Origin of the sequence: Paraburkholderia sp. Ac-20342, assembly GCF_017104985.1 — a bacterium.
Taxonomy (GTDB): domain Bacteria; phylum Pseudomonadota; class Gammaproteobacteria; order Burkholderiales; family Burkholderiaceae; genus Paraburkholderia.
This window is the reverse complement of record NZ_JAAGPQ010000017.1, coordinates 59,634-77,788: the sequence shown is the minus strand read 5'-3', so window position 1 is coordinate 77,788 and position 18,155 is coordinate 59,634. Positions and strand designations below refer to the sequence as shown.

Below are 18,155 nucleotides of genomic sequence, written 5' to 3'. Positions count from 1 at the left end.
GGCGTTGGCTATCCGCCGCGTGCTACACGCTGCACGCGGCCCCGTCCGAGGCTGAGATTTCGCGCGCGGCTTTCGCGCCTTCCACTTGCAGCAGTGTCGGCAGCGAGACGCCGTTTTTCGCCGCCGTCACTTCGGCAAGAATCGAGACCGCGATCTCGGGCGGCGTCCTGCTGCCGATATAAATGCCCACTGGCCCATGCAGACGGGCCAGTTCGGTCTCGTTCAGATCGAACTCCTTCAAGCGCTCGCGCCGCGCCTGGTTGTTCCTGCGCGAGCCCAATGCGCCGACGTAAAACGCCGGCGTTTTCAACGCTTCCATCAGCGCGAGATCGTCGAGCTTCGGATCGTGCGTGAGCGCGATCACCGCGCAGCGCTCGTCGAGCTTCATGTCGATCACGGTGTCGTCGGGCATCGTGCGCACGATCTTCGTGCCGGGCAGGTCCCATTCCTCGGTGTACTCCTCGCGCGGATCGCACACGGTCACCTGATAATCGAGCCCCACCGCGATATTGCACAGATAGCGCGACAACTGTCCCGCGCCGATCACGAGCATGCGGTAGCGCGGGCCGTGAATCGTCAGCAGACGCTCGCCGTCGAAATGCACGCCGTCGGTGGCGAGGGCGTCGTCGAGCCGCGCGTGTCCGCTCGCCATGTCGACCTCGCGCGCGACGAGCCGCCCGCTTTCCACCGCATGACAAAGTTCGGCGATGCCGCTTTGCCGCGTCAACGGTTCGAGCACGAGCTGGATCGTGCCGCCGCATGGCAGCCCGAAACGATGCGCTTCCTCGGCCGTGATACCGTACTTGACCGCTTCCGGATGCGTCTGCTCGATGCCTCGTTGCCGCACACGATCGATCAGATCGTCTTCGATGCAACCACCCGATACCGAGCCCACCACGAGTCCGTCATCGCGCACCGCGAGCATCGCGCCCTCGGGACGCGGCGACGAGCCCCACGTCTTCACCACCGTCACCAGTAGCGCGCGATGTCCTTCGTCCAGCCAGCGGGCGCTGGACTTCAGAACTTCGAGATCCACGCTGTCCATGATTTCTTTCCTTTCGTTGTTTCGCCGCTGGACTCGCCGTCCGCGGCTTCCTGCGATGGCGTCGATGCGTTGGCGTCGGTATCGGTTGCAGCCGATGCGCTGCCGTCCGCCGCGGCTTCGCTATTTTCGCCCGAGAGCTGGGCACTGAAGCGCTTGAAGAATTCCCCGGCGATCTTGCGCGCCGCGCCGTCGACGAGCCGCGAGCCGATCTGCGCGAGCTTGCCGCCGACCTGTGCGTTCGCGGTGTACGAGAGCTTCGTCGCGGTGTCGCTCTCGGCTTCGAGCGAGACGTGCGCGTTGCCTTTGGCGAAACCGGCTGCGCCGCCCTGGCCTTCGAAGACGATCGTGTAGCTGGTCGGCGCGTCGATCTCGGTCAGTTGCATGCGCCCCTTGAAACGCGCCCTGACCGGACCGACCGACGCGCTCAGCGCCACCAGGTACGCGTTTTCGCCGTCGGGGTCGATGCTTTCGCAGCCCGGGATGCAGGCGCGCAGAATCTCGGTGTCGTTCAGCGCGTCCCAGGTTTGCTGCTGTCCGACCGGCAGCGTGTGAGTTTCGGTCAATTCCATGAGCTTGCTCCTGCGAATGTCGTCGCGGCGAACGTGCGGCGAGGCGCGCGCGTGAGTTGCGCGAGATCGTGGCCGAACGCGGCGAGGCTGTCCAGATTATGAACCGGGCGATGCGCGTCGACATACGGCAGGATCGCCTGTACGCCGCGCGCTTTCGGCGTGAAGCCGCTGAAACGCAGCAGCGGATTGAGCCAGACGATGCGATGCGCGAAACGCGCAAGTCGCGCCATTTCGGTGTCGAGCACGTCGATCGCTTCGTGATCGAGGCCATCGGTGACGAGCAGCACGGTCGCGCGGCCTGTCAGCACGCGGCGCGCCCAGCGCCGGTTGAATTCGGCGAGCGCCGCGCCGATGCGCGTGCCGCCCGACCAGTCGAGCACCTGATCGCTGAGCGTCGCGATGGCCACGTCGGGGTCGCGTTCGCGCAAGGCGCGCGTCGCGTTGGTGAGCCGCGTGCCGAACAGAAACACCTGCAAGCGTTCGCGCGATTGCAGCAGCGCATGGCAGAAGTACAGCACCGCGCGCGAATAGCTGCTCATCGAACCGGAGATGTCGAGCAGCAGTACGAGCGGCGGCTTGCGTTCGACGATCGCGCGATATTTCCACACGGTCCAGTCGCCGCCCGCGCGCACCGCCTGCCGCGCGCTCGCGCGCAGGTCCGCATGTGTGCCGTGCGAGGCGGCCTTCAGACGGCGCGTCGGTTCGGTCGCGAGCGGCAGGCGCTGAGCGCGAATCAGATGACGCAGGCTGCGCCATTCGTCGGCGGTGAGCGTGTCGAAATCGCGATGACGCAGGCGTTCCTCGGCGCTGAACGTGAGATGCGCGCGCAACTCGTGCTGCCCGGTTTCCTGTGGCGCGTTGACGTTCGGAGATGGCGGCATGCGTACCGCGAGCGCATCGGCAAGACGGTTGTTGCGTGTCGGCGGCGGCAGACCGTCGCGAACTGTTGGCAGCAGCAGCGCGCGCAGCTTGCCTTCCCAATCGGGATCGCGCCAGAACAGATCGAAGGCGGCGTTGAAGAGTTCGCGTTCGTCGGGGGCGGTGACGAGCACGGCGGCAAGCGCGGCGCGCACGTCGTCGCGGCGGCCGAGGTCGATCCAGTGCAAGGCCGCGAGCGCATCGACCGCTTGTGCCGGCGACATCGGCAAGCCCGCGCCGCGCAGCACGCGCACGAAATGGACGACGTTGCGCGCGAGCGTCGGCGCGCTGTCGGCCGGTGCAAAGCGCGGCTGCATATCGTCGCGTGGGTCGTCGCGTGAGTCGAGGCCGGTTTGATGCGCCATGCCGACGATCCTCAAGCCGACAGACACTGCGCGATCTGCGCGGCGTCCACGCGCGCGAGATCGTCCTGGTACTTGAGCAGCACGCCGAGCGTGTTCTGTACCGATTGCGGATCGAGTTCCGTCACCGAGAGCGCTTCGAGCGCGCGGCACCAGTCGATCGTTTCGGCGATACCAGGCGCCTTGAACAGGTCCATGCCGCGCAGCCGGTGCACGAAATCGACCGCGCGCCGCTGCAATTCCGCCGACGTTTGCGGCGCGCGCGCGGCGACGATCTCGAGTTCGCGCTCGCGATCGGGATAGCCGATCCATTGATAGAGGCAGCGGCGCTTCAAGGCGTCGTGAACCTCGCGCGTGCGATTTGACGTCATGATGACGAGCGGCGGCTGCGCCGCGCGCACGGTGCCGTATTCGGGAATCGATACCTGGAAGTCCGACAGCAGTTCGAGCAGAAACGCCTCGAACGGCTCGTCGGCGCGGTCGATTTCATCGATCAGCAGCACGCGCCGCGCGTCGGGGTGATGTTCGTCGGGCATCAGCGCCTGCAGGAGCGGCCGCTTGAGCAGGAATTCGCCGCGATACAGCGTGTCGTTGCCAAGGCGCTCGCCGGTGGCCTCGGCGAGCCGCAGCGCCATGATCTGGCGCGGGTAGTCCCATTCGTAGAGCGCGCTCGCGGTGTCGAGCCCTTCATAGCATTGCAGTCGCAAGAGCGTGGTGCCGAGCAGGCCCGCGGCGGCCTTGGCGAGTTCGGTCTTGCCGACGCCGGGCTCGCCTTCGACGAACAGCGGCCGCTCCATGCGCAGCGAGAGATACAGCGCGGTCGCGAGTTCGCGGCTCGCGAAATAGCGTTGGGCGGCGAGTTGGGTGAGGGTGTCGTCGATTGAAGCCGGCTGCATGGTGGTCCTGAATCTGTGCGAACTTGCCTCACGTGCAACGTGAGCGAAGCCGGCTTGCCTGCGCGGTTGAAGTCAACTAGCGCGCGGCAAGCCGGCCACGATTGGTCAAGATCGCTAACTATTCGCCTTCGTGACCGCGCGCGCGGCGAGCACCGGAATCAGATGCGCGCGATAGGCCGCGCTCGCGTGCATGTCCTCGTTCAGCGCGTCGGGCGACACGCTGACCGCGCGCGCGGCATCGGGCGCGAAGTTCGCCGACAGCGCGCTTTCGAGCGCCGGCACCCGAAACACCGACGACGCCGCGCCCGTCACCGCAACGCGCACGCCGCTCGCGAACTTCGCGACGAACACGCCGACGAGCGCAAAGTGCGACGCGGGATTGTTGAATTTCTCGTACGCGGCACGTTCGGGCACCGGAAACTCGACCGCGACGATCAGCTCGTCGGGCGCGAGCGCGGTCTCGTACATGCCGACGAAAAAGTCCCCCGACGCGATGCGCCGCCGGTCGGTGACGAGGGTCGCGTCGAGCGCGAGCGCCGCCGACGGATAGCATGCGGCCGGGTCGTTGTTGGCGAGCGAACCGCCGATCGTGCCGAGCGCGCGCACCTGCCGGTCGCCGATGTGTCCCGCGAGATCGGCGAGCGCGGGCAACACGCGCCGCACGTCCGCGTGATCGGCCACGTCCGAGTGGCAGACGGCCGCGCCGATCGTCACCGTTTGCGCGTTGACCGCAATCGTCTTGAGCGCGGGAATGCGCGTCACGTCGATCAGTTGCGACGGCTGCGCGAGCCGCAGGCGCATGGTCGGCAACAGGCTCTGGCCGCCGGCGAGGAATTTCGCGTCGCCGTCGGCGGCGAGGGCTGCGGCGGCCGCTTGCGAATCCGTCGCGCGTTGATACTCGAATGAATACATGTCGAATGCTCCGCTCAGGATCGATGGTCAGGGTTGCTTGGCCGCTTGAATCGCGGACCACACGCGATGCGGCGTGGCCGGCATCTGTATGTCGGTCACGCCGAGCGGCGCCAGCGCATCGATGATTGCGTTGATCACCGCCGGCGGCGAGCCGATCGCCCCCGCTTCGCCGCAGCCTTTGACGCCGAGCGGATTGTGCGTGCACGGCGTGCCCTTCGCGGTTTCGACCGTGAAGTCGGGCAGATCGGACGCATGCGGCATCGCGTAATCCATGTACGAGCCCGACAGCAACTGGCCGCTCTCGTTGTCGTACACGCAGCGTTCGAGCATCGCCTGGCCGATGCCTTGCGCGAGCCCGCCATGCACCTGACCCTCGACGATCATCGGGTTGACCACGTTGCCGAAATCGTCGACGGCGGTGAACTGCTCGATGCGGCTCACGCCCGTATCCGGATCGACTTCGATCTCGCAGATATACGCGCCCGACGGATACGTGAAATTGGTCGGATCGTAGAACGCGCTTTCTTCGAGGCCCGGTTCGAGCACGTCGAGCGGATAGTTGTGCGGCACGTAAGCGGCGAGCGAGATTTCCGCGAACGCCTTGGTGCGGTCGGTGCCGGCGACGCTGAACACGCCGTTTTTGAACTCGATGTCTTCGGCCGACGCTTCGAGCAGATGCGCGGCGATTTTCTTCGCCTTCGCCTCGATCTTATCGAGTGCCTTCGAGATTGCCGAGCCGCCGACCGCGAGCGAGCGCGAGCCGTACGTGCCCATGCCGAACGCGATGCGGCCGGTGTCGCCGTGCACGATCTCGACGCTTTCGAGCGGGATGCCGAGGCGGTCCGCGACCACCTGCGCGAAGGTCGTCTCATGCCCCTGGCCGTGACTATGCGAGCCCGTGAACACGGTGACCGAACCGGTCGGATGCACGCGAATCTGCCCGACTTCGAACAGACCCGCGCGTGCGCCGAGCGCGCCCGCGATGTTCGACGGCGCGAGCCCGCATGCCTCGATGTAGCACGAGTAGCCGAGGCCGCGCCGCTTGCCGTTCTTTTCCGAGGCCTGGCGGCGCGCGGCGAAGCCCTTCACGTCCGCGAGTTCGAGCGCGCGCGAGAGCAGCGTGTCGTAGTCGCCGGTGTCGTAGGTGAGGCCGACCGGCGTCGCGTACGGGAACGCGGTGATGAAATTGCGGCGGCGGATTTCGGCGGGGTCGAGCTTCATCTCGCGCGCGGCGGCTTCGACCAGACGCTCGACGACGAACGTCGCTTCCGGGCGGCCCGCGCCGCGATAGGCATCGACGGGGACCGTGTTGGTGAAGACCGCCTTCACTTCGGCGTAGATCGCCGGTGTCGCGTATTGCCCGGCGAGCAGTGTCGCGTAGAGGATCGTCGGCACGCTCGAGGCGAACGTCGACAGATACGCGCCCATGTTCGCGATCGTATGCACGCGCATCGCGAGGAATTTGCCGTCGGCGTCCATCGCGAGTTCGGCGTGGGTCACGTGATCGCGGCCGTGCGCGTCGGAGAGGAAGGCCTCGGAGCGCTCGGCGGTCCATTTGATCGGCCGGTGAATTTTCTTCGACGCCCAGGTGAGCGCGACGTCTTCAGCGTAGAGGAAGATCTTAGAGCCGAAGCCGCCGCCGACGTCCGGTGCGATCACGCGTAGCTTCGATTCCGGCAGCGACAGCACGAACGCGGCCATCAGGAGCCGCTCGACGTGCGGATTCTGATTCGCGACATAGAGCGTGTAGCTGTCGTCCTGCGCCGAATAGTTCGCGTTGACCGCGCGCGGTTCGATCGCATTCGGCACGAGCCGGTTGTTGACGATGTCGAGCGTGGTCACGTGCGCGGCTTTCGCGAACGCGGCGTCGGTCGCGGCCTGGTCGCCGTGGCCCCAGTTGTAGCAGACGTTGTCGGGCACTTCGTCGTGTACTGCTGCCTGACCCGGGTCGGCCGCATGCGCGGTATCGACGACGGCGGGCAGCACGTCGTAATCGACGTCGATCAGTTCGGCCGCATCTTTCGCGGCCTTGATCGATTCGGCGATCACGAGCGCGACCTGGTCGCCGACGTGCCGCGCCTTCGTATGCGCGATCACCGGATGCGGCGGCTCATTCATCGGTTTGCCGTCGATGCTGTGGATCAGCCAGCCGCACGGCAGGCCGCCAACGTTTTCAGCGGCGAGGTCCGCGCCGGTGAAGATCGCGACCACGCCCGGCGACTGCTTCGCGGCGCTCGTGTCGATGCGGGTGATCTTCGCGTGCGCGTGCGGCGAGCGCAGGAATACCGCGTAGGTCTGCTGCGGCAGGACGATGTCGTCGGTGTACTGGCCTTTGCCGGTCAGGAAGCGATAGTCTTCCTTGCGCTCGACGGCCGCGCCGATCAGGCTGTGAGTATCGGGTGCGTTCATCGTCGGCTCCTCAGGCTGGGGTCGCGGCGGCGGTGCCCGCGCTCGCGCCGGTGTTCGTGGCGGTGGCCGCTGCGGCGGACTTCATGCCCGCGGCGCCTTCGAGCACGGCCTTGACGATGTTGTGATAGCCCGTACAGCGGCACAGATTGCCGTCGAGCTGCGCGCGCACGTCGTCGCCGGTGAGGCCGGGTTGGCGCTCGACCAGCGACACCGCGCTCATCACCATGCCCGGTGTGCAGAAGCCGCATTGCAGACCGTGGCAATGCTTGAAGGCGGCCTGCATCGGATGCATGGCGCCGTTTTGCGCGAGCCCTTCGATGGTGGTGATTTGCGCGCCGTCCGCCTGCACCGCGAGGATGTTGCAGGACTTGATCGCGCGGCCGTTCAGGTGCACGGTGCAGGCGCCGCACTGGGCCGTATCGCAGCCGATGTGCGTGCCGGTCAGGCGTAGTTGCTCGCGCAGGAACTGGACAAGCAGAGTGCCGGGGTCGATTGAGGCGCTGATGGGTGCGCCGTTAACCGTCAGACTGATGCTGATCGCCATGAAGCTGTCTCCTATGTCGATCGGAGTTAGCGCTTGAGCGCTTACTCCGATCCCATGCGTTTACCGCGGTCGATCGGAGTTAGCGCTTTAGCACCTGCCCCGATCTCATGCGTTCACCGCACTCGATCGGCGTGAGCACTTCGGCGCTTGCCCCGATCTCGTGAGGATGAGACCGGACCTGTGATTTTTCTGCCCTGCTTTCCTTCGACTGCGTGCTGGCTGCGATGCGCGAGGTCCGATGAGGGTGCTGCGGGTTTTTATAGGTCTGCCGAAAAGTAAAACACAAATCGCGCGAGCGCGCTATGAGGGGAAGTGTGTTCGGCGCGGCGGCGCATCTGGGCGCGCGGGGAAGAGCGAGGCGCTTGCGCAATCGGCGGCCGAAAAAGAAGCGCCCCGCATGCAGGGCACGGCGGGGCGCATGAATAGGGGCAAGCGGAAGGCGTCGCGAACAACCCAACCCGGCCGCCGCCGCAAGCATTCAGCCCACTCGCGCGGCTCGGCCAAAGCGGAGCGTTACTTCGCCAGTTTCGAATGACGGCGCGAGTAGCCGAAGTAAATCGCCATGCCGATCAGCAGCCAGATCACGAACGCGATCCACGTGACGCCTTGCAGATTGATCATCAGAAACAGGCACGAGGCGACCGCGAGCACCGGCACGACCGGCACGCCCGGGCAACGGAACGCGCGCGGCAGCTCGGGGTGGGTCTTGCGCAGCACGAGCACCGCGATCGACACCATCGAGAAGGCGGCCAGCGTGCCGATATTGATGAGTTCGGCGAGCACGTTGAGCGGCACGAGCGCGCCGATCAGGCCGAAGAAGATGCCGACGAGCCACGTCGTGAAGAACGGCGTCGCAAAACGCGGATGCAACTTCGAGAGCTTCGCGGGCAGCAGGCCGTCGCGCGACATCGCGAAGATCACGCGCGTCTGTCCGTAGCCCATCACGAGGATCACGGTCAGCATGCCGAGCACGGCGCCGAGATCGATGAAGCCGGCAACCCAGTTCTGCCCCGCCAGTTGCAGCGCATACGAGACCGGGTGCGTGATGCCCATGAATTTCGCCGACGGCACGATGCCGGTGACGACCGCCGCGACCGCGACATACAGCACCGCGCAGACGCCGAGCGACGCAATGATGCCGATCGGCAGATCGCGCTTAGGATTCTTCACTTCCTCGGCCGCCGACGATACCGAGTCGAAGCCGATGAATGCGAAGAACATCACCGCGGCCGCGCCGAACACGCCGCTCCAGCCGTTCGGCATGAACGGATGCCAGTTGGCCGGCGTGACGTGAAACACGCCGACGCCGATCACGAGTAGCACGACGACTACCTTGATCGCGACCATGATGTTGTTGATCCGCGCGGATTCGCGCACGCCGAGCGACAGCAGCGTGGTGATCGCCATCATCACGAGGAATGCGGGCAGGTTGAACAGCGTGTCGTGTCCGGGGACGGCGCCGGGAGCCGCGGTCAGCGCCATCGGCAGCGACACGCCGAAACCGGACAGCAGCGACTGCAGATAACCCGACCAGCCGACCGAGACCGCCGAGGTCGCGAGCCCGTATTCGAGCATCAGGTCCCAGCCGATGATCCACGCGGCGAGTTCGCCGAGCGTCGCGTACGAGTAGGTGTAGATCGAGCCGGCGACCGGAATCGTCGAGGCGAATTCGGCGTAGGCGAGCGCGGCGAAGCCGCAGGCGATCGCTGCGATCACGAACGAGAGCATCAGTGCGGGGCCGGCCTGCACGGCGCCTGTGCCGGTCAGCACGAAGATGCCGGTGCCGATGATGGCGCCGACACCGAGGAACGTGAGGTCGAGTGCGCCGAGCGCCTTCTTCAGGCCGGCGTTTTGAGCGCTTGCCGTGAGCATGTGCTCGACGCTCTTTTTGCGAAACAGGGACATTGGCGTGGGTCTCCAGTAGTGCACGCGTGTTGCGCGCCGAATGTCGGGAAAAACCCGGCATTCTAGCGGATCGGTGCCAGATCCCTGTTCGGATGCGCCGTGACGTGGGGCGGGGGCGGTGGGCGGAAACTCCCGCCAGGACGGAACTTCGAGGAGAGGTTTGCGCGCGGAGCGCAAGCGGGGATAAAGCTTTTACCGAATCGACGACGAATGGGGCGGGAGTCTCTCCCCAGGCAGGCTACGCGGCGTGCCGCATTTTCGTGGCAGATCGTTGCGCGCGCGGCGGCCGTTCAGCCCGCCATCGCCGGATTCAGGTCGACCAGACGGTTGCTCATGACGTAGAACGTCAGTTCGGCGTTGTTGCGCAGCTTCATTTTCTCGAGCAGCCGCGTGCGGTACACGCTGACCGTCTTCACAGACAGCGACAGCGCCGCCGCGATGTCGGTGAGCCGTTTGCCCGATGCGAGCATGCACAGCGTCTGGTATTCGCGGTCGGACAGTTTTTCGTGCGGCAACTGCTCGCCGTCGAACGACACGTAATCGGCGAGCGCCTCGGCCATCGCCGGGCTCACGTATTTGCGGCCCGCGGCGACCTGCTGGATTGCGCCGATCATCTGCGCGACGTCGACCGTTTTCGACAGATAGCCGGACGCGCCGGCCTTCAGCGCGCGCACCGCGTACTGGTCCTCGCGGTACATCGAGAACATCAGGACCGCCACGCGCGGCGCCTTGCGCTTCAGGCGCTTGAGCACTTCGACGCCGTTCATGTCGGGCAGCGAAATGTCGAGCAGCACGACGTCGAAGCTCTGCTGGCCGAGCGCGTCGAGCGCTTCCGCGCCCGTTTTCGCCTCGGCGACTTCGCGCGCGACGCCGCGGTCGAGCAGCAACTGGCGAACGCCCTGGCGGACCACGGCGTGATCGTCGGCGAGCAGGATGCGCAGGCTCATGATGGCGCGCTCACGATTGCAGCGCGCGCCGGCCGGCGCGGGATGCGGGGGCGAGCAGCGCGTCCCAGGCGAAGCTCGCCTGCACGAGAGTGCCGCGCGGGGCTTTGCTGCCAGCCTTGCCGGGGCTGAGGGGGCTGACGTCGGCGTGGCCGGCGCTGGCGCGCCGGGCGCTCACCCGCAGCGTGCCGTCGAATGCGGCGCAGCGCGCCTGCATTCCGGCAAGGCCGAAGTGGCCGCTTTGGCTGTCTTTCCCGCTTTGTCCGCTGCGCTGGCGCGCGCCGCGCGGCAGGCCGATGCCGTCGTCGCCGATGAGCAGCGTCAGGTGGCGCGTGCTGGTTTCGAGGCGCACGTCGGCGCAACTCGCGCGCGCGTGTTTCGCAATATTGTTCAGCGCTTCCTGGACGACGCGGAATACGGCGAGCGCCGCGTCGGCGGACAGGCGCGCGAGCCGCGCATCGTCGGCGCAGGTGAAGGTGGCGCGCAAGTGCGTACGGGTGGCGAATGCGCCGACCCAGCGCGCGAGCGCGCCTGCGACGCCGGCCTCGAACGACGGCGCGTGCAGTTGCGCGACGGCCTCGCGGCTTGCCGCGCAGACCGCGTCGAGCGAGCGGTTCGCGACCGCGAGCGCGGCCGAGCACTGCGGTGGCGCGTCGGCGGGCAGCCAGGTTTCGATGCCGGCGAGCGCGAAGCGTGTCGCGGTCAACTCGGCGCCGACGCCGTCGTGCAGTTCGCGAGCGACGTGACGGCGCGCGCTTTCCTGTGCCTGCACGAGTTCGGCCGACAGTTCGCGCACCCGCGCGCGCAGTTGTTCCAGCTCGCGCACCGCGGCGCGCGACGGCGCGTCGACGCCATCACGCGCTGCGGGCGATGCCGGCGGCGCGTTGAACGGGACGGCAGTCGACGAATCCATGATTTTCCCTCTCAGGACGCGATGCGGACAGCGAAGCGGGCGCGGACAGGCAGCGTGAAGGAAGAACGCATGCGATTCTCAGGCCTTCGGGTGCGTCTCTCGCGCGAGCGTGAAACAGACAGATCACTATGCCGGAACGTAACGAAATTTACATTCGGTAATAACTAGGTCGGACCATGAGAGGCTAGCCGATTCGTCGTAACTGGCGGCGCGATAATATCTCAAAAAAAGAAAAAATGCAGTCGTACCAACGGTTAGCGACGATTTTTCATACTTTGCTTGATGTATTTCGCATCGCCGTCTGTAGGAATAATGCCGACAGGGAAAGTGAAATGATTCACGGCGATTTGTAACGGCAACAAAAAAGGAGCCCGGAGGCTCCTTTTTGCGGGATTCGCGGCGCCGAAAGGCCGCGAATGGTATTGCCTGCCTAGCCGACGAAGGCCTTTTCGACCACGTAGTGACCCGGGTCGTTGTTGCTGCCTTCCTTGAAGCCCGCGTCGTCGAGCAGCTTGCGCGTGTCGCGCAGCATGTGCGGGCTGCCGCACAGCATGATGCGGTCGTTTTCGAGCGAGAAGCCCGGCACGCCGAGGTCGGCGAACAGCTTTTCGGTTTCGATCAGCTCGGTGATGCGGCCGCGGTTCTGGAACGCCTCGCGCGTGACGGTCGGGTAATACAGCAGCTTTTCCTGCACCAGCTCGCCGAGGTGCTCGTGTGCCGGCAAGTGCTCGGTGATGTATTCCTTGTACGCGAGTTCGTCGACGAAACGGCAGGTGTGCGTGAGCACCACGCGCTCGTAGCGGTCGTAAATGTCCGGGTCCTTGATGATCGACATGAACGGCGCGAGGCCCGTGCCGGTGGAGAGCAGCCACAGCGTCTTGCCGGGCAGCAGGTTGTCGGCGACCAGCGTGCCGACCGGTTTCTTGCCGATCAGCACTTCGTCGCCGACCTTCAGGTGCTGCAGACGCGAGGTGAGCGGGCCGTCCTGCACCTTGATGCTCAGGAATTCGAGATGTTCTTCGTAGTTCGCACTGGCGAGGCTGTAAGCGCGGATCAGCGGCTTGCCGTCGACCGGCAGGCCCACCATCGTGAACTGGCCGTTTTCGAAGCGGAACGACGGGTCGCGCGTGCAGGTGAAGCTGAAAAGCGTATCGGTCCAGTGATGGACGCTCAGGACGGTTTGTGAATTGAGGTTGCTCATGGCTTCTTGGATAGTGCGAAAACAAAGGCGGCCAGTCGTCTGAGCCGGCCGGCACGGCAAGGGCGATGCTGCGCTAACCCGTGGTCGGGAATCACGCGCAATCCGCTATTTTACCGCGCCTACTGGGCGGGCCGCGGCGGTTGAGCGTGGCGAAGCGGGTTGCCGCCAGGCAAGCGGCGCCACCGGCTGTCCGGCGTCGCAAAGTACGTTGGCGTGAGTGCGGCCGTGCTTCAGCGGGGTACGGCGATTCGGCGAGTGCCGCGCAGGGCGGCTGCCATCGGCTGTCCGGCTTGCGCGAAAGCAGCGCGCCGCGCGGACGACAATTTCAAGATCATACCGAAAGGCGGCTTGCGCTGCAGCATTGACCCTGCTGATAAAACTGGCAAACGGGGCGGGCAAGGCAGCGCCGGCGGCGGGGTGCGTGCGGGGGCTTGCAGGTGTTTACGCTGTCCGCTTAGTGATTTTTTAGGTACACAGTTACCGTTGTGGAGTGCCACATGGCGAGCTAGGGCCTTATAAGAGAAGGATTTTTGACGTCTGTGCTTTGATGACGCCAGACGCGCAAAATAACCGTCCGGCTCATTCTCACTCGAGCCGCAAGCGCGCCATATACGGCAAATGGTCCGACAGCCACGCAGTCTCCTGCGTCGGCTGGATCCATTCGACCGGCTGCATGCCGCGCACGAACATCTTGTCGAGCGACAGCGCCGGCGAGAACGCCGGAAACGTGCGTGCCGGTTCGCCGAGTAGCGTCGCCACTTCCTGAAGGCCGTGTTCGCGAAAGAGCGGCACCGAGTCGTTGCGCCAGTCGTTGAAATCGCCGGCCAGCACGAGCGGACCGTCGGGCGCTTCCTTGGCGATCCAGTGCGCGATCCAGTTCATCTGCCGCAGGCGCGCCGGGCGTGTCAGCGCGAGATGCGCGCACAGCAGCGTGACGAGGCGCCCGCCGAAGGTCGCGCGCGCGACCAGCAGGCCGCGCTTTTCGAAGCGATGCGCGGAGATGTCCCAGCGGCCGCCGAGATCGAGCGGATGCGGCGACAGAATCGCATTGCCATGCCGCCACGACGGCTTGAACACGTTCGGCCCGAGCGCGACTTCGAGTTCGAGCGAGCGGGCGATCTCGGTCGCCTGGCAGTGCCAGACGTCGGTCAGCGGATCGTCCATCGGCGCGCCGAAGCTGCTCGCCAATACCGGCGACGGCATGCGCCGCGCCATCGCTTCCTGCAGGAAATAGGCGTCCGCGTGGGTCGATTGGACCCAGCGCTGCATCGCCTGCCAGGCCTGAAAGCCGAGCGGCGTGCGGCCCTTGTGCAGGTTCCAGCTCACCGCGACGAAATCGTTCGGCGCGAGATTCTCGCGGATCAATTCTTCTGGGTTTCGCATGCCGCGTTATCCACGTGTTCTGTTTGAAGGCTTCGATAAGAGGCGTTGTTCGGGGGCGCCGTGCATGTCGGCCAGGTCAGTTCGATGCGCCGTTCGGCGTACTGGCGGCGTGGCTGTTCGGACTACCGTTCGTATCGCCGTTCGGCGCACCGGCCGCGCTGCCGTTCGCACCGTCATTCGCACTGCCGTTCGTACCGTCATTGCCGTTCGCGACCACGCTCGCATGCAAGCGGTAAACCAGCTTCGGATTGCTCGCGACGATCGTCCAGCTCGCCCATTGATCCGGCGGCACGACGAGGCCCGGATGGCTTCCGCTCACCAGACGCGGTTGCGGCGGCAGCTTGCAGCCGATGTCGGTGCGCTGGGGGGCGGCGTCTTCGAGCGTTTCCTGCGTCTCGATCGACATCGTCACGCCCTCCGGGTCCACGCGCAGCGGCGAGACGGTCAGCGTGCGCGACAGATCGATGCTGCCGGCCGGCTGGTCCTTGCAGCCGACGTGATGCTGCACGACCCGATGATGCGTATCCGTGTGCGCCTGGCCGACGGTGGTGGTGCCCTCGAACGAGTCGACCTGCTGATCGTCCTGCATCACCTGCAACTGCCATTGCACGACCTGCTGCGCCGGCCGTTGTTGCGCGTGTGCGAGCAACGAAGCGCCAAGCAGCATGGCCACGATACTGGTTTTCCACATGGAAGGAATCTCCGCTCACGGCGTCGGCCCGCATAGTGGGCAGGTAAGTTGCGAGGCCGGTGGCCGGTTGGTCAGAGAGCCATCTTACCCCTGATGGCCGCAACGTTTTCTGACCGGTCGAACGGGAAAGCGGTTCAGCAACAATGCATTTCAGATAAGGACGGGAATCTTCGAAACAATCGTTCGAGGCCGCTGGAAAGCGCCGCGGCGGCGTACCTGAAACGCCCGCGCTGTTAGCAGCAGAGCCGCATGACTGCTGGCTTGCACGCAATCACGCCGCCGTTACACTGGTCCTGAACCGGCGCTCACAAGGCGCCGCCGCAGCAGGACCAGCAAGACGGGGTGAGCGATGACGACAGCAATGGTCAAACAGGAAATCGCCGTGGCCTCGTTCAGCCGGGTGTACGACCTCGATCAGGTCGAAGCCGCGCTGAACGGTCTCGGCGAGGGCGCGAGCGAGGCGCTGCGCGCGACCTACGAGAAGATGCTGAAGACCGGCAATCTGCGTTTCTGCGTGAAGCCGAACCGCATGCCGTCGATCGACGATCTGCTCGACGCGCTGCCCAATTTTTCCGCACCGCTCGACGACATCCGCAGGCAGGTCGCGCTGTGCCTCGAAACCGAAGACCGGCTCGAACTGATGCCGATGCTGCTGCTCGGCGACCCTGGCATCGGCAAGACGCATTTCGCGAAGCAGCTCGCGCGCCTGCTCGGCACAGCCTACCAGTACGTGGCGATGAGTTCGCTGACGGCGGGCTGGATTCTGTCGGGCGCGTCGTCGCAATGGAAGAACGCGAAGCCGGGCAAGGTGTTCGATGCGCTCGTGAACGGCAGCTATGCGAATCCGGTGATGACGGTCGACGAGATCGACAAGGCCACCGGCGACTCGCAATACGATCCGCTCGGCGCGCTCTACGCGCTGCTCGAACACGACACTGCGCAAAGCTTCATCGACGAATTCGCCGAGATTCCGATCGATGCCGGCAACGTGATCTGGATCGCGACCGCCAACGACGAGCGCGCGATTCCCGAGCCGATCCTGAACCGCATGAACGTGTACGAGATTGCGCCGCCGGACCACGACGGCGCGCGGCGTATCGCGCAATCGATCTACGACGAGATCCGCTCGGCGCACACCTGGGGGCTGCGCTTCCCGGCGCTGCTCGGCGACGCGACGCTCGACGCGCTCGAGCGCGCCTCGCCGCGGGAAATGCGCCGCGCGATCCTGAACGGCTTCGGGGCGGCGCGGATCGCGGGCCGCGACGAGATCGAGCCCGCCGATATTCGCCTCGATTACGGAAACCGGCGAAAACCGATTGGTTTTTGAGTTTTCGGGCCATTTTTTGGATAAAAAACGGCCTTTTTCTCACTTTGACGGGCGACAGGCGGCAATTCATACGTCGTGCGACATCAATGTCGCAGCAATTATTGCTGTTTTTGAGATACATCTTGGGCAGGTAAATCGGCACCGAGCCCTCAGGCGACATACACTGAAACTTTCCGACCGCCGCATCGTGTGCGCGCCCGAGACAGAAATGCCCGCAGTTGAGCGAACTGCGGGCATTTCTGTCTGTACCGCGTCGTACAATTTTGCGTGACAGGGGTAGCAGGACACGAGCGGACAGAGGTGGCGCCATGGGCTCGACGGCGGCGTTCGGCAGCGAGCGGACCGCGGCACGCAGGCGCGGCATCCTGTCTTCCTCTCCATCGGCTGAACGAGGCAGCGCGCGGCGCAGCAGGCCGCGTCAACGGATATGGATCAGATCGAATGCGTAGTGATCGGCGCCGGCGTGATCGGCCTCGCGACGGCGCGCGCGCTGGCGGCGCGCGGGCGCGAGGTGATCGTGCTGGAAGCGGCCGAGGCGATCGGCGTGGGCACCAGCTCGCGCAATAGCGAAGTGATTCACGCGGGCATCTACTACCCGCGCGGCTCGCTGAAGGCCGCGCTGTGCGTGCACGGCCGAGAAATGCTGTACGACTACTGCGTCGAGCGCAACGTGCCGCATTCGCGCTGCGGCAAGCTGCTCGTCGCCACGTCGCGCAGCCAGATTCCGCAGCTCGAAAGCATCATGGCCAAGGGGCGCGACAACGGTGTGCTCGACCTGATGCGCATCAGCGGCGATCAGGCGCAGGCGCTCGAACCGGCGCTCGAATGCGTGGAGGCGGTGTTTTCGCCGCAGACGGGCATCGTCGACAGTCACCAGTTCATGCTCGCGTTGCAGGGCGACGCCGAGCGCGACGGCGCAGTGTGCGCGTTTCACGCGCCGGTTCAGGCGATCGAGGCGCGCAACGGGCGCTTCGTCGTCACGGTCGGCGGCAATGCGTCGACCACGGTCAGCGCCGCGTGCATCATCAATAGCGCGGGCCTTCACGCGAACGCGCTCGCGCGCAGGATTCGCGGACTCGATGCGCGGCATGTGCCGCCGCTCTATTTCGCGCGCGGCAGCTACTTCAGCATCTCGGGGCGCGCGCCGTTCAGCCGCCTGATCTATCCGATGCCGAACGAGGCCGGCCTCGGCGTGCATCTGACACTCGATCTCGGCGGCCAGGCGCGCTTCGGTCCCGACGTCGAATGGGTCGACACGATCGATTACAACGTCGACCCGCGGCGCGCGGACTCGTTCTACTCGGCGATTCGCACGTACTGGCCGGCGCTGCCCGACGACGCATTGCAGCCCGCGTATGCGGGCATTCGTCCGAAGCTGTCCGGTCCCGGCGAGCCCGCCGCCGATTTCGTGATCCAGGGGCCGGCCGCGCATGGCGTGCGCGGGCTCGTCAATCTGTTCGGCATCGAGTCGCCGGGTTTGACGGCATCGCTCGCGATTGCGCAGCGCGTTTGCGAGCTGGCCGGGCGCGGCTGATGTTTCGCGCGGCGCGCGGGTGTGCTCCGGATGCACCTCGAATGCGCGCGGCGTAGTGTCGCGCCTTGCCTCGCGTCGCGGCCCATTCCACCGGTCCGCTCGCACCGCTTCCCCGTACCGAACCGCTTATCTCCACCATTTGAGTCATCACGCGCGCGGGCTTCGTTGCTATGCTTGGGGACCGTCGTCATCAGAACGGCGTTAGTTCAATATAAATGGAGTGAGTCCCCATGAGATCGTCCCGTCGTACGTTTCTGATTACCAGTATTGGTGTGGCATCGACGCTCGCGCTGTCGCGCCAGGCGTTTGCCGATGCGCCGAAGGTCACCGAAGCCGATCCGACCGCGCAGGCGCTCGGCTACAAGGAAGACGCGAGCAAAGTCGACAAGGCGAAGTTCGCGAAATACGCGGCAGGCCAGGACTGCGGCAACTGCAGTTTCTTCCAGGGCAAGGCGGGCGATGCCTACGGCGCCTGTCCGATGTTCGCGGGCAAGCAGGTGTCGGCGAAGGGGTGGTGCAGCGCGTATAACAAGAAGGCCTGACGCAAGCCGGGGCCAACGTTATTGGCCGGTTTGCGCGAGAGTGCGCCGCAGCATCGCGGC

16 protein-coding genes are annotated in these 18,155 nt (G+C 65.6%); 3 read left to right on the top strand and 13 right to left on the bottom strand.

The window, feature by feature from the left end; genetic code table 11:
- Positions 1 to 22: 22 nt before the first annotated feature.
- The 13 genes from G3N58_RS09670 to G3N58_RS09610 form a co-directional block, all read right to left on the bottom strand.
- Positions 23 to 1,045, bottom strand: a complete 1,023-nt coding sequence (locus tag G3N58_RS09670) for an XdhC family protein (protein WP_167042202.1) — start codon at positions 1,043 to 1,045, stop codon at positions 23 to 25.
- On the bottom strand, positions 1,018 to 1,614 hold the full coding sequence (locus G3N58_RS09665; protein ID WP_167282251.1) for a carbon monoxide dehydrogenase subunit G: 597 nt from the start codon (positions 1,612 to 1,614) through the stop codon (positions 1,018 to 1,020). Before G3N58_RS09665 ends, G3N58_RS09670 begins: the two co-directional genes overlap by 28 nt.
- Positions 1,605 to 2,849: a VWA domain-containing protein gene (locus tag G3N58_RS09660; RefSeq protein ID WP_167042509.1), complete on the bottom strand. Its 1,245-nt coding sequence runs from the start codon at positions 2,847 to 2,849 to the stop codon at positions 1,605 to 1,607. Before G3N58_RS09660 ends, G3N58_RS09665 begins: the two co-directional genes overlap by 10 nt.
- Positions 2,850 to 2,908: 59 nt before the next feature.
- Positions 2,909 to 3,790 carry a MoxR family ATPase gene (locus G3N58_RS09655; RefSeq protein ID WP_205999045.1) on the bottom strand — a complete coding sequence of 294 codons (882 nt, stop codon included), beginning with the start codon at positions 3,788 to 3,790 and terminating at the stop codon, positions 2,909 to 2,911.
- 114 nt (positions 3,791 to 3,904) lie between these two features.
- On the bottom strand, positions 3,905 to 4,702 hold the full coding sequence (locus tag G3N58_RS09650) for a xanthine dehydrogenase family protein subunit M (RefSeq protein ID WP_167042208.1): 798 nt from the start codon (positions 4,700 to 4,702) through the stop codon (positions 3,905 to 3,907).
- A gap of 27 nt (positions 4,703 to 4,729) precedes the next feature.
- Positions 4,730 to 7,111 carry a xanthine dehydrogenase family protein molybdopterin-binding subunit gene (locus tag G3N58_RS09645; RefSeq protein ID WP_205999044.1) on the bottom strand — a complete coding sequence of 794 codons (2,382 nt, stop codon included), beginning with the start codon at positions 7,109 to 7,111 and terminating at the stop codon, positions 4,730 to 4,732.
- Positions 7,112 to 7,121: 10 nt separating this feature from the next.
- Positions 7,122 to 7,655 (bottom strand): (2Fe-2S)-binding protein, encoded by a 534-nt coding sequence (locus G3N58_RS09640; protein WP_205999043.1) that lies wholly within the window; start codon positions 7,653 to 7,655, stop codon positions 7,122 to 7,124.
- A 513-nt stretch (positions 7,656 to 8,168) separates the two neighbouring features.
- Positions 8,169 to 9,560, bottom strand: coding sequence for an amino acid permease (locus tag G3N58_RS09635; RefSeq protein WP_167282256.1), 1,392 nt, complete (start codon positions 9,558 to 9,560; stop codon positions 8,169 to 8,171).
- A 290-nt stretch (positions 9,561 to 9,850) separates the two neighbouring features.
- A complete protein-coding gene (gene rqpR / locus G3N58_RS09630; RefSeq protein ID WP_167282258.1) occupies positions 9,851 to 10,507 on the bottom strand; it encodes a response regulator transcription factor RqpR in 657 nt (218 codons plus the stop codon).
- Positions 10,508 to 10,517: 10 nt separating this feature from the next.
- A complete protein-coding gene (locus G3N58_RS09625) occupies positions 10,518 to 11,417 on the bottom strand; it encodes an ATP-binding protein (RefSeq protein ID WP_205999042.1) in 900 nt (299 codons plus the stop codon).
- A gap of 430 nt (positions 11,418 to 11,847) precedes the next feature.
- Positions 11,848 to 12,618, bottom strand: coding sequence for a ferredoxin--NADP reductase (locus tag G3N58_RS09620; RefSeq protein WP_167282260.1), 771 nt, complete (start codon positions 12,616 to 12,618; stop codon positions 11,848 to 11,850).
- A 585-nt stretch (positions 12,619 to 13,203) separates the two neighbouring features.
- Positions 13,204 to 14,001, bottom strand: coding sequence for an endonuclease/exonuclease/phosphatase family protein (locus G3N58_RS09615; RefSeq protein ID WP_167042222.1), 798 nt, complete (start codon positions 13,999 to 14,001; stop codon positions 13,204 to 13,206).
- A gap of 76 nt (positions 14,002 to 14,077) precedes the next feature.
- Entirely contained in the window at positions 14,078 to 14,692 is a 615-nt protein-coding gene (locus tag G3N58_RS09610) for a hypothetical protein (RefSeq protein WP_205991000.1), read from the bottom strand.
- A 349-nt stretch (positions 14,693 to 15,041) separates the two neighbouring features.
- Here G3N58_RS09610 and G3N58_RS09605 point away from each other — a divergent pair, with 349 nt between their 5' ends.
- The 3 genes from G3N58_RS09605 to G3N58_RS09595 all read left to right on the top strand — a co-directional run bounded on the left by G3N58_RS09605 (position 15,042) and on the right by G3N58_RS09595 (position 18,095).
- Positions 15,042 to 16,019, top strand: a complete 978-nt coding sequence (locus G3N58_RS09605) for an AAA family ATPase (protein WP_167042226.1) — start codon at positions 15,042 to 15,044, stop codon at positions 16,017 to 16,019.
- Between the two features lie 427 nt (positions 16,020 to 16,446).
- Positions 16,447 to 17,553 (top strand): NAD(P)/FAD-dependent oxidoreductase, encoded by a 1,107-nt coding sequence (locus tag G3N58_RS09600; protein ID WP_205999041.1) that lies wholly within the window; start codon positions 16,447 to 16,449, stop codon positions 17,551 to 17,553.
- A gap of 230 nt (positions 17,554 to 17,783) precedes the next feature.
- Positions 17,784 to 18,095, top strand: coding sequence for a high-potential iron-sulfur protein (locus G3N58_RS09595; RefSeq protein WP_167042230.1), 312 nt, complete (start codon positions 17,784 to 17,786; stop codon positions 18,093 to 18,095).
- Positions 18,096 to 18,155: the final 60 nt, after the last annotated feature.

Coding starts and splice junctions, on each gene's coding strand:
- G3N58_RS09600 (WP_205999041.1), top strand. CDS start 16,447: ATGGATCAGATCGAATGCGTAGTGATCGGCGCCGGCGTGATCGGCCTC.
- G3N58_RS09650 (WP_167042208.1), bottom strand. CDS start 4,702: ATGTATTCATTCGAGTATCAACGCGCGACGGATTCGCAAGCGGCCGCC.
- G3N58_RS09620 (WP_167282260.1), bottom strand. CDS start 12,618: ATGAGCAACCTCAATTCACAAACCGTCCTGAGCGTCCATCACTGGACC.
- G3N58_RS09640 (WP_205999043.1), bottom strand. CDS start 7,655: ATGGCGATCAGCATCAGTCTGACGGTTAACGGCGCACCCATCAGCGCC.
- G3N58_RS09610 (WP_205991000.1), bottom strand. CDS start 14,692: ATGTGGAAAACCAGTATCGTGGCCATGCTGCTTGGCGCTTCGTTGCTC.
- G3N58_RS09645 (WP_205999044.1), bottom strand. CDS start 7,111: ATGAACGCACCCGATACTCACAGCCTGATCGGCGCGGCCGTCGAGCGC.
- rqpR (WP_167282258.1), bottom strand. CDS start 10,507: ATGAGCCTGCGCATCCTGCTCGCCGACGATCACGCCGTGGTCCGCCAG.
- G3N58_RS09670 (WP_167042202.1), bottom strand. CDS start 1,045: ATGGACAGCGTGGATCTCGAAGTTCTGAAGTCCAGCGCCCGCTGGCTG.
- G3N58_RS09635 (WP_167282256.1), bottom strand. CDS start 9,560: ATGTCCCTGTTTCGCAAAAAGAGCGTCGAGCACATGCTCACGGCAAGC.
- G3N58_RS09660 (WP_167042509.1), bottom strand. CDS start 2,849: ATGCAGCCGCGCTTTGCACCGGCCGACAGCGCGCCGACGCTCGCGCGC.
- G3N58_RS09655 (WP_205999045.1), bottom strand. CDS start 3,790: ATGCAGCCGGCTTCAATCGACGACACCCTCACCCAACTCGCCGCCCAA.
- G3N58_RS09605 (WP_167042226.1), top strand. CDS start 15,042: ATGACGACAGCAATGGTCAAACAGGAAATCGCCGTGGCCTCGTTCAGC.
- G3N58_RS09595 (WP_167042230.1), top strand. CDS start 17,784: ATGAGATCGTCCCGTCGTACGTTTCTGATTACCAGTATTGGTGTGGCA.
- G3N58_RS09615 (WP_167042222.1), bottom strand. CDS start 14,001: ATGCGAAACCCAGAAGAATTGATCCGCGAGAATCTCGCGCCGAACGAT.
- G3N58_RS09625 (WP_205999042.1), bottom strand. CDS start 11,417: ATGGATTCGTCGACTGCCGTCCCGTTCAACGCGCCGCCGGCATCGCCC.
- G3N58_RS09665 (WP_167282251.1), bottom strand. CDS start 1,614: ATGGAATTGACCGAAACTCACACGCTGCCGGTCGGACAGCAGCAAACC.